The 5,698-nt window shown below is 56.2% G+C and carries 4 protein-coding genes; all 4 read left to right on the top strand.

Features of this window, described 5'->3' with window-relative positions; translation table 11 throughout:
- The first annotated feature begins 336 nt into the window (after nt 1-336).
- Nucleotides 337-1,149: a helix-turn-helix domain-containing protein gene (locus QZ268_RS17845; RefSeq protein ID WP_295455226.1), complete on the top strand. Its 813-nt coding sequence runs from the start codon at nt 337-339 to the stop codon at nt 1,147-1,149.
- A 496-nt stretch (nt 1,150-1,645) separates the two neighbouring features.
- On the top strand, nt 1,646-3,313 hold the full coding sequence (locus QZ268_RS17850) for an ABC transporter substrate-binding protein (RefSeq protein WP_295455228.1): 1,668 nt from the start codon (nt 1,646-1,648) through the stop codon (nt 3,311-3,313).
- A 129-nt stretch (nt 3,314-3,442) separates the two neighbouring features.
- On the top strand, nt 3,443-4,495 hold the full coding sequence (locus QZ268_RS17855) for an ABC transporter permease (RefSeq protein ID WP_295455230.1): 1,053 nt from the start codon (nt 3,443-3,445) through the stop codon (nt 4,493-4,495).
- 14 nt (nt 4,496-4,509) lie between these two features.
- Nucleotides 4,510-5,698: ABC transporter permease (locus tag QZ268_RS17860; protein ID WP_295455232.1), on the top strand; the 1,189-nt coding region annotated here is incomplete at its 3' end.

The following is a 5,698-nucleotide window of genomic DNA, read 5'->3' on the forward strand; positions in this document are numbered from 1 at the left end:
TAGCGAAAGCGCGGCAGTGTCGGTATTGTTCTTCATGGCGTGATCTCCCTGGCGGTTGCTGCCGCCGGTTGGGTGGGTTCAGTTCACCCGGAGATTACGCCACCTTCAAATTTCCACCACCTTCGCGACACGACCCAGAGCTGCGCCGATTAAAACCACGCAGAACCGATACACTCTGATGGCATAAATAACCGCACAGCCATAACAATTCTGGGTTGCAAATAGGAAACGGAAAAACACTTCAGCAACAGTTGGTTTTTGCAGAACTTGCCAGAATCAAAAATTCATGGCCTGCTCGCTTCAAATTGTCCCTATTACTGAAGTGTTTGCCACTGAATGCCTTTTGATCCTAACCCCAACGAAGAAATCCAGGTTATTCCACTTTCCCAACTGGTATCGTTTGGCGCATGGCAAACCGAGCTTGCGCATGATCGCGGAGAGCATTTGCTGATCTGGGTCACCCGTGGTCAGGGGCGTATGCTGATGGATGGGAACCAGCGCGGGTTCAGCACACATAGCGCTTTGTTCTTTCCCGCCAGGTCGCTGTGGTCTGTAGAATTTGGCCGCCAATGCCTGGGACAGGCATTGCGCATTCCGGTCACCGCTCCGGTCGCTACACCTGACAAACCCCTGCATCTGAAAATCTCTGACGCGCGCGAACAGGCGCGGCTCAATGCTCTGCTCGAAGCCATGGTGCAGGAACAGACCGGCCACCCGGCCCTGTGGCGGCGCGCCTTGCAATCCTATAGTGAGCTGATCAGCATTCAATTGCGCCGCCTGCCGCCTTCAGGTCCCCTGCCCCCAGAGCGGCCATCCGCCGCCCGGCGCCTGTCGCAATCCTATTGCCAACGGGTCAGCGACTACTATGACGCGCGCTCCACAATGGCCGACCACGCCGCTGCCCTGAATGTGACACCGACCCACCTCACCCGCGTCTGCAAGTCAGAAACCGGCAAAACGGCTGCGGCTTTGCTCACCGAACGCCAGCTCTATGCGGCGCGCTGTCTGTTGGCGTTTTCGGATATGACCATGCGGGATATCGCGGACCAGATTGGCTTCGGCAGCCCAGCCTATTTCACCCGCTTCATTACCCAACACACCGGCCAGACCCCCAGCACCCTGCGAAAAACCTCCCGTAGACGCCAGTGACCCTCACCGCCTTGTCAAACCGCTACTCTTTGTAGTCATCTTTGTAGTCATCTTTTTTCGAACTGGCCTATATGAACCGGTCTCGGGAAATGTGATGCCCCTGAATTTGTGCGCCTGCTCAGACCGAGAACTGACTGACAGCGTGACGCATCTTTGAGCTGCCCTGACTTGCGCCTCCCAAAGTGCAGCGACAGCTCTGGCGATTCTTTTGCATCGATTCACCGCATGACACTTCTCCCAAGCCTTCAGAACTGGGCACAAGTGCCCAGTCTTCGACCAGCTGAGGGCCACAAGTCAAAATCGACACCAATAATGTCGCTTTTAGCCCCCCAAAGATCGATTCTAAGCATTGACCTGCCTTCGGATCTAGGGCCGAATGAGGCCATCAAAAGGCAATAAGCCACAACCGCACCGTTTCTGACCTCAGGTCCGGAAACACATTGGCAATGTCCAGAAGGGGAACAGTTCCCCGGCGGTGCACCAAAGGGAGATCCGAATGACCCATAATTCCACAACAGACGTGACACCACACTGGGCCGCAAAAATGCATGCCCAGGAGGTGATCGAAGGCAAGCTGGACCGCCGCGAATTCCTGACCCGCGCCACCGGTCTGGGGGTGAGCGCAGCGGCGGCTTACGGCCTTCTTGGTTTGGCGGCCCCCGCCGCCCAGGCGGCAACCGAAATGAAAACCGGCGGCACCCTGCGGGTCCAGATGGAGGTGCGCCCTCTCAAAGACCCACGGACCTATGACTGGTCACAAATGGGCAACCAGACACGCGGCACGCTGGAGTATCTGGTAGAGTACAACAACGACGGCACCATTCGGGGCATGCTGCTGGAGAGCTGGGAGGTCAATGACGACGCCACAGTCTATACCCTGAATGTTCGTAAGGGCGTGACCTGGAACAATGGCGACGCCTTCACCGCCGAAGATGTGGCACGTAACATTGCTGGGTGGTGCGACAAGGGGCTCGAGGGCAACTCGATGGCCGGGCGTTTCGCCACGCTTATCGACGCCGAGACCAATGCCGCAGCCGAGGGCAGCATCGAGATTGTGGACGACCACACTCTGCGCCTGAACCTGCCTGGCCCGGATATTTCACTGATTGCCGGCATGGCAGATTACCCTGCCGCCATTACCCATTCCAGCTTTCAGACCAATGACTTCACTAATAACGTCGGCACTGGCCCCTATCTGCTCAGCACCCTGGAAGTGGGCGTCAAAGCTGTATTGGAGCGCAACACGGCCCATAAATGGTGGGGCGAAGAGGTCTATGGCACCCCTGCTCTGGATCGCATCGAATACACTGATTTTGGCACCGACCCCTCGTCTTGGCTGGCCGCGCTGGAATCCGACGAAGTTGACATGCTCTATGAATCGGTTGGTGAATTCATTGATGTAATGGACGCGCTGGGCTACCCCAAATCCGAGGTTGTCACCATGGCCACCATCGTGGTGCGTCCCAACCAGCTGGCCGAAGTAGATGGCAAACGCCCCTATGCGGACAAACGCGTCCGCCAGGCGATCCAAATGGCCGTTGATAACGCTGTCTGTCTTGAACTTGGCTATGGCAACCGTGGTCAAGCAGCCGAAAACCACCATGTGGGCCCAATCCATCCCGAATATGCCGAGCTACCCCCGCAGAAACATGATCCCGAAGCCGCCCGCGCCCTGATGGAAGAAGCAGGCATGTTGGATTTCGAACATGAAATCATCTCGATTGATGATGATTGGCGCAAAAACACCACCGATGCGGTTGCAGCACAGCTGCGCGATGCCGGCTTCAAGGTGAAGCGGACAGTGCTGCCTGGCTCGACCTTCTGGAACGATTGGGTGAAATACCCCTTCAGCTCAACAAACTGGAATCCGCGCCCCTTGGGTGTGCAGATCCACGCGCTGGCCTATCGCTCGGGCGAGGCTTGGAACGAATTTGGCTGGTCCAATGAAGAGTTCGATGGCCTGCTGACCGAGGCCTTGGCCATTGCAGACGCCGACAAGCGTCGCGAAGTTATGAAGAAGATGGAGATGATCGTTCAGGATGAAGGCGTTACCATCCAACCCTACTGGCGCTCCCTCTATCGTCACATGCGCGAAGGCGTTGCCAATGCCGATATGCATGTAACCTTTGAACATCATCACTACAAATGGGGTTGGTCGGCCTAAGATAGCAGCCACCACCTACGTCCCTCCCCCTGAGCCGCAGATCTGCACTGCGGCTCAGGGCAGCCAAAAAGACCAAGGCGGCACCTGCGAGGTGGCCCCGGTTTTGACGCCAGACCAACAGGGAACCCTATGGGATTGTTCATTTTACGCCGCTCAGGCGTGATGCTTCTGACGGCGCTATGCCTGACGTTCATCGTTTTTACGCTCACCAATTTGTATCCAAATCTGGAAAAGCTCGCCAAGACCCAAGGCAACTTCCGGATGACCGACGAGGCCGTGGCCAGCTGGCTTGACAAGAACGGCTACAGTCAGCCGATGGCTATAAAATATGGTCAATGGCTGGGCGTCTTGCCCGGATGGACACTGCAGGGTGATGACGGAATATCTGGCCGCTGCATAGCCGGTACTGTGCCCCAGGCCCAGGCCGCCGAAGCCCCGCGGTTTTGTGGTATTCTGCAGGGTGACTGGGGGCGATCCACGGTGTTACAAAAGGATGTTGCCAGTGTGGTTTCAGAACGTCTGGGCAATACCCTGCGCCTGATGGGCTGGGTTTTGCTGCTGATGATCCCCTCCGCGTTGATCATCGGTGTTCTGGCCGGCATGCGCGAGGGATCGGTGACGGACCGCAGCCTTTCAACCGTCTCCATTCTGACAACTGCCACCCCGGAATATGTTTCAGGCGTGGTCTTTATCGCAATATTCACCTCTTCCACAGTTGGGTTGAAGTGGTTCAAAGGCTCTGCCACCGCCGCCACTGAAAACCCAACCTTTGAGAACTTCTTTCTGCCGGTACTGACAATTGCGCTTTATGGCATGGGCTACATTGCCCGCATGACCCGCGCCTCGATGACCGAAGTGATGACAGCGCAGTATATCCGTACTGCCCGCCTCAAAGGTGTGAGTTTCCCCAACATCGTCATGAAACACGCCCTGCGCAATGCGCTGATTGCGCCGTTTACCGTCATCATGCTTCAGTTCCCGTGGCTTCTGAATGGTGTGGTGATTGTCGAAACCTTGTTTAACTACAAGGGATTTGGATGGGTGTTGGTGCAAGCCGCTGGCAATAACGATATCGAGCTGCTTCTGGCGGTTTCGGTGGTATCGGTCATCGTGGTTCTGGTGACGCAGCTGATTTCTGATATCGGCTACGTCTACCTCAATCCACGCATCCGAATTTCTTAAGGGGGGCCGAACTCATGGAACCACTCAGCTGGGGCGAAATCATCCTCCGTATCTTTCTACAGTTTGGACCTGTTTGGATCACGCTGATCCTGCTTTTTGTTGTATCGATCTTGTTCAAACGTCGTCTGGGTTTATACGGCAAACTCTTTGACAGCCCTATCGGCATGATTGGCTATGCGCTTGTTATGTTCTGGGTCTTCACGGGCATATTTGGGGCGATGGACTTCATCATCACCCATGACCCGCTCAACCAAGTGTCTGGTATGAAGAACAAGGTGCCGGGCACTCCACTCGCCGGAGCGGAAGAAGGTGAATATGCATATTACCTTCTAGGTGGCGACAATCTGGCACGGGACGTGTTCAGCCGGATGGTCAAAGGCGCCTGGGTAGTGGTGCAGATCGCGCCGCTGGCCACGATGTTTGCCTTTATGGTTGGCATCACCCTTGGTCTGCCTGCGGGGTATTATGGCGGAAGGCTGGACACAGTGCTCAGTTTCTTGGCCAACCTGATCCTCGCGTTTCCGGTCATCCTGTTGTTCTATCTTCTGGTGACACCTGAAATCGTGGATACCGGCATACCGAACTTCATGGCCGTGTTCCTGTTTATCTTCCCGCTGGTCTTTGTGTGTATTCTGCTCAACTCGCGCTACTACACACAGCCGAACTTTCGCACCCCCCTCCTGATCGGGGTGCTGGGTACTATGGCGTGGATTTACCTGTCTCTGATTTCCGAGGTCGGCTCGATCATCTATGTCTTGCCCGGGTTCCTTGATCTTTTTGATGTGGCGGGAGGTATTCTTGTCGTGTTTGTGTCGGTGGTCTTTGTGAACTCGCCCACCGTGTTCCGTATTGTGCGCGGTCTCGCACTCGATCTGCACACGCGCGACTACGTCGCCGCCGCCCAAACACGTGGCGAAGGCTCATGGTACATCATGCTGTGGGAAATCCTGCCCAACGCACGCGGGCCGCTGATCGTCGATTTTTGTCTGCGCATCGGCTACACCACGATCCTCTTGGGTACTCTCGGCTTCTTTGGCCTTGGTCTGCCACCAGAGTCTCCCGATTGGGGCTCCACAATCAACGAAGGCCGCAAACTCCTGCTGATCGTGGCGCACCCTGCTCTGCCACCTGCGATTGCGCTGCTCTCGCTCGTGCTGGGTCTCAACCTGCTGGCCGACGGTCTGCGTGAAGAAAGCTTGAAGG

The organism is uncultured Pseudophaeobacter sp., from assembly GCA_905479575.1.
In the GTDB taxonomy this organism is placed as follows: Bacteria; Pseudomonadota; Alphaproteobacteria; order Rhodobacterales; family Rhodobacteraceae; genus Pseudophaeobacter.